Source organism: Arcicella aquatica (genome assembly GCF_034928825.1).
Classification (GTDB): domain Bacteria; phylum Bacteroidota; class Bacteroidia; order Cytophagales; family Spirosomataceae; genus Arcicella; species Arcicella aquatica.
In genome coordinates this window covers 1-4,691 of sequence record NZ_JAYFUL010000092.1, presented here as the reverse complement: position 1 = coordinate 4,691, position 4,691 = coordinate 1, and the positions used below count along the sequence as shown (strand labels likewise).

The following is a 4,691-nucleotide window of genomic DNA, read 5'->3' as shown; positions in this document are numbered from 1 at the left end:
AGATTAGTCAGAAAAGCTTTAAGTTTCTCAAAGTCCCTCGACAATCATATTGGTGCAATAAAATACTTTATTTGTAATTATAATCTTGAAAGATAAACATTACATTTTTAGGACTACCATGATTTTGACAAAGCGATTGAATTAAATCCAAAATATGCGGAAGCTTATAGTGGCAGAGGGCAAAGCAAAGCGCGCCAAGATGACCACAAAGGAGCATTGCAAGATTATAACAGAAGTATCGATTTAAATCCAGTGGATGCTAATGCATATTTTATTCGTGGTATTAGTAAAGCGAAATTAGAAAACTACAAAGGAGCACTCTCTGACTTTAATAAAACCCTTGATTTAACGCCTGATAATGCACAAGGACTTGCTTCACGTGGGACTATCAAACAAAGATTGGAAGACTATAAGGGGAGTTTAGAGGATTTTACCAGAGCCATTGAGATTAGCCCTAAAAGAGCAAATTCTTATTCTGGAAGAGCATATAGTAAAATGAAAATGAGCGACTTTAAAGGAGCCATTGCTGACTATGGAAAAGCATTAGAATTAGTACCAGAGGATGCTGAATCGTTATACTACAGAGGTTTTAGCAAATGTCAGCTAGAAGATTTTCAAGGTGCTTTAGTTGATTTTGACCAAGCCCTTACCCAAGACCCTGAAAGTGCAAGTGCTTATTACGGAAGAGGTTTTGCGAAAAGCAGATTAGGAAATACAAAAAGTGCTATTGAAGACTATAACAAAGCAATTGCCATCGGAAATACTGAAGGGACGAAAGTGGTTCATGTAGGGGCAATCACTAAAACGATTTTAGATGAGCTTCGTAACAATGTTCAAGAGCGTCTGAAAATGTCTGAAATTACAGCACAACGTTCTGAAGTATATTATAACAGAGGGTTGGCGAAAGCTCGTTCGGGCGATAGCAGAGCAGCTATTGAGGATTATAACAAGGCGATTGCGTTGAACCCTACTTACTCGGAAGCATACTTTACGCGTGGTATGGTTAAATCTCAAATGGGTGACCAAAGAGGTGCAATCCAAGATTGTAACAATGCTATTATTTTGAATCCTAAATATTCTGAAGCTTATTATGTTAGAGGTATCATTCGTCATTCACTAGGTGATACTGATGGCTGTAATGATTTGAGTAAGGCGGGTGAATTAGGTTTTACGGCAGCTTATGCAGCTATTCGTGATTATTGTAATTAAGACTTTAGATATTAGATTTAAGACGTTAGACTAGAGGACTTTAGGATGACTCGAAGACTTTAGGATATAGGACTTTGTACTTTAGACTTTCAGCTTTAGATTTTAAGCTATAAAAAGATTCAAGATGTGAACTTTGGATACAAAGTTTAAATCTTGAATCTTTTTTTTATAGATACTGAAAAATACTACTTATTGATTTCAGTGAGTGAACATAAAAAATCAATGCAGAATAGTGTAGTAAATGGTTAAAAAATAGTTAGTTAAAAGATGGATTTGAAGTAGATAACACTTAGATTTATCTTTATAAATGGTGGAATGTTTTGAATTTCCAATAATGCTACCGATGAATAAATTTAAAAAGTCTTTAGATATTGCTGAGGCGCTAAGTACAATATTGGATAATGCTCCAGAAAGTATCATCCTGTTGTCTTCTGACCATAAAGTATTAGCTTTTAACAAAGTAATACAAGAGGTTTTGATGTTATATTTTAAAAGGGAAGTCGCAATAGGAGATGACTATAATGAGTTTGTGCTTGAAAGTATTATGGACTTATATCTTGATACTTTTGGAAAAGCGCTCAACGGTGAAACGGTTGTTGTACAAAATGAAACAGTATCCCAAGATGCTTCTATATGGTTTGAATATACGATGAAACCTGTTTATGATTCTTCTTGTAATTTTCTTGGTATTGTACTCATTGCTAAAAATATAGATAAGCAAAAAAGAATTGAATTAGAACTTGAAAATATGGCTGAAACCTTTCAGGCCATTATCGAGAACAATACTGAATCTGTCTTACTATTGGGGCTTGATTATAAAATAATCCAGTTCAACAAGCCTGCCAGAGAAAGGATGTTAATGAATATGAACAAAGAGTTGAAGATAGGGGAAGATTTTAGAGACTTTCTTTATCCAGACCAAGAGCAAACATTTTTCGACTCCTTTGAAAGTGCTATTAATGGTAAAAGTTATGAAATAGAAGTAGTTATCACAAATTACCACAATGAGAAATATTGGTTTCAATCTAGGATGTTTCCTGTTTATAAGCGCAATGGTGAATTACTAGGACTGTCGCTATTTGCCTTGAATATTACAGATAGAAAAAAGGCAGAAGTCTCTTTAAAAGACAGTGAGGCAAAATTTAGAAGTATTGTTGAAGCAGCACCTACTTCGATGTTGATAGTGGATGAAAACATGAATATTATTCTTTCAAATCCTGAGGTTGAGAAAGTATTTGGCTACACCTTTGATGAGTTGAAAAAGCAAAATATTCAGATGTTGATACCTGAAATCTTTGGTAAAGATGATACTCAGAAAGATTATTCACAAATAGCTGCTAATAAATTTACCCCTGCGATAAAGAAAGATGGGAGTGAAATTATCGTAGATATAAGCCTGAACAGTTTTGAATTGGATGATAAAAAACATGTACTCATTATTATTCAAGACGTAACCCAAAGAGTAAATAACGAAAAGCAAATTCTAGATCAGTTAAATCGCTTAAAAGCCATTGCTTGGCAACAGTCGCATGGCGTGAGAAAGCCAGTGGCTAATATTTTAGGAATATGCCATTTGCTTAAGACAGATAAAGATATTACTCCAGAAGAAAAAGAACAATACATAGATTTACTTTTTCAATCAACGGAAGAATTAGACCAAGTGATACATAGAATAGTAAATTATACTTCTGAGAGTGAAATATTTAAACAAGAGTAAATGATATTGAGGATGATATATTTTATTCGTACTACTAGTCTGTAATGCTAGCTGTTCTTTCGTAAAGCTCGGTCGGTGCTTTGCCAAATAGTTTTTTGAAGGCAAATGAAAAATGAGAAAGGTCTTCAAAACCTAATTCAAGGTAAATATCAGAAGGTTTTTTGTTTTTCTTTTCAATCAAAAAGTAAGCTTCTTCGTGAAGGGGCAATTCTGTATAATAATGTGGTGTCAAATTCAATTTGTGGCCCTAGCAGAGCTACGTTGTTGACGGGTAAATATAGCCATATTAACGGCTATAAATTCAATGAAAAACAATTTGACATTAGTCAACATGTTTTTCCAGAAGAACTACAAAAAAATGGTTATCAGACTGCTTAGATTGGTAAAATGCACCTTGGAACACTTCCCCACGGATTCGACTACCTGAATATTTTACCGGGGCATGGCAGTTATTACAATTCAGATTTTGTTAATTCAAAAAACGAAACACATAGACATGAGGGTTATGTGACGGATGTAATAACCCAACTTTCAAAACAATGACTTGAGGGTAGAGATAAGAATAAACCATTTTTTATGGTAGTAGGGCATAAAGCTACGCATCGTTCGTGGTTGCCTTCTTTACAAGATTTAGGAGCTTTTGATAACGTGACTTTCCCTGTGCCAAGTACTTTTTATGATACCTACAAAGGGCGCATTGCTGCACAAGACCAAGATATGAGTATCGAGAAAACGATGTTGCTTAAAGAAGATTTAAAAGTCGATGCTGATTATGATAGTAAGGGTGCATGGTCGTCATACAATCGTTTTACGCCCGAACAAAAAAGCCAGTTCAAAGCATACTATGATAAAATTGGAGCTGAATTTGCAGCCAAAAAATTGACAGGCAAAGCTTTGACCGAATGGAAATATCAACGTTATATGCGTGATTATCTTTCAACGGGTAAGTCGCTAGACCGTAATATTGGTGAATTACTTGATTACCTTGATAAAACGGGTTTATCTAAGAATACAGTAGTGATTTAAACGTCAGACCAAGGTTTTTATTTAGGCGAACATGGCTGGTTTGATAAACGTTTTATTTATGAAGAATCACTCAAAACGCCTTTTGTCATACGTTATCCTGGGGTGGTTAAAGCAGGAACGAAAGTAAACCAAGTAGTATCAAACGTAGATTGGGCACCAACTTTGTTGAATATCATGAAGACAAAGATTCCTGATGAATTTCAAGGGCATTCGTTTTTACCACTTCTTACAGGTAAAACCAGTGGCTGGAAAAGCGAGTCTTATTATCATTATTATGAATATCCACAGCCACATCATGTGTATCCCCATTTTGGTCTTCGTACCGAACGCTATACATTGGCTAGATTCTATGGTGAGAAAAACTTCTGGGAATTATATGACATCAAAAATGACCCTAAGAATCTAAAAAATCTGTATAACGATAAGCAATATGCTAAAATAATAGTCGATTTAAAGAAAAAGCTAAAAGACCAGATTGTCCAACTAAAAGATGATGAGGCACTTAAGATTTTTGGTGAATGAGATAGGATTGTTAAATTCTAAAATTTCTATTAGCCAGTGACTTAAGTCCTACTAATTATCTACAAGTATATAAATAACTAATAATCAATCTCTTATCTCTAGCGAGGGACTTAAGTCCTACTGATTACCCACATCTTTTAGATAAGATAAAAAAAATTAAGAACTTGTAGCATGGAAATGTTTTTAGGTATAGAAAAAAAATATCTGTTCACAATTT

The 4,691-nt window shown here is 34.4% G+C and carries 4 protein-coding genes and 4 pseudogenes; 7 read left to right on the top strand and 1 reads right to left on the bottom strand.

All coding sequences use genetic code 11. The features are described 5' to 3' along the window. The 4 genes and pseudogenes from VB264_RS24865 to VB264_RS24850 all read left to right on the top strand — a co-directional run. Positions 1–96, top strand: a pseudogene (locus tag VB264_RS24865) (IS1 family transposase); the annotation flags it as partial. A gap of 36 nt (positions 97–132) precedes the next feature. Further along, positions 133–351: pseudogene (locus VB264_RS24860) on the top strand (tetratricopeptide repeat protein); the annotation flags it as partial. A gap of 144 nt (positions 352–495) precedes the next feature. Next, positions 496–1,209: a tetratricopeptide repeat protein gene (locus tag VB264_RS24855; RefSeq protein WP_323254080.1), complete on the top strand. Its 714-nt coding sequence runs from the start codon at positions 496–498 to the stop codon at positions 1,207–1,209. 343 nt (positions 1,210–1,552) lie between these two features. Next, complete coding sequence (locus tag VB264_RS24850) at positions 1,553–2,926, top strand: PAS domain S-box protein (protein WP_323254079.1); 1,374 nt, start codon at positions 1,553–1,555, stop codon at positions 2,924–2,926. A gap of 34 nt (positions 2,927–2,960) precedes the next feature. Here VB264_RS24850 and VB264_RS24845 read toward each other — a convergent pair whose 3' ends face one another. Continuing rightward, entirely contained in the window at positions 2,961–3,134 is a 174-nt protein-coding gene (locus VB264_RS24845; RefSeq protein WP_456151986.1) for a helix-turn-helix domain-containing protein, read from the bottom strand. Between the two features lie 17 nt (positions 3,135–3,151). On the opposite strand from VB264_RS24845, the gene VB264_RS25195 reads away from it, so the two are divergent. The 3 genes and pseudogenes from VB264_RS25195 to VB264_RS25185 all read left to right on the top strand — a co-directional run. Further along, positions 3,152–3,304 carry a hypothetical protein gene (locus tag VB264_RS25195; RefSeq protein WP_456151985.1) on the top strand — a complete coding sequence of 51 codons (153 nt, stop codon included), beginning with the start codon at positions 3,152–3,154 and terminating at the stop codon, positions 3,302–3,304. 189 nt (positions 3,305–3,493) lie between these two features. Continuing rightward, positions 3,494–3,952 (top strand): annotated as a pseudogene (locus VB264_RS25190) (sulfatase); the annotation flags it as partial. A gap of 36 nt (positions 3,953–3,988) precedes the next feature. After that, positions 3,989–4,474: pseudogene (locus tag VB264_RS25185) on the top strand (sulfatase/phosphatase domain-containing protein); the annotation flags it as partial. Positions 4,475–4,691: the final 217 nt, after the last annotated feature.

Excerpts from the sequence above, each read along its gene's own strand:
- VB264_RS24855 (WP_323254080.1), top strand. The coding sequence starts at position 496 with ATGAAAATGAGCGACTTTAAAGGAGCCATTGCTGACTATGGAAAAGCA.
- VB264_RS24850 (WP_323254079.1), top strand. The coding sequence starts at position 1,553 with ATGAATAAATTTAAAAAGTCTTTAGATATTGCTGAGGCGCTAAGTACA.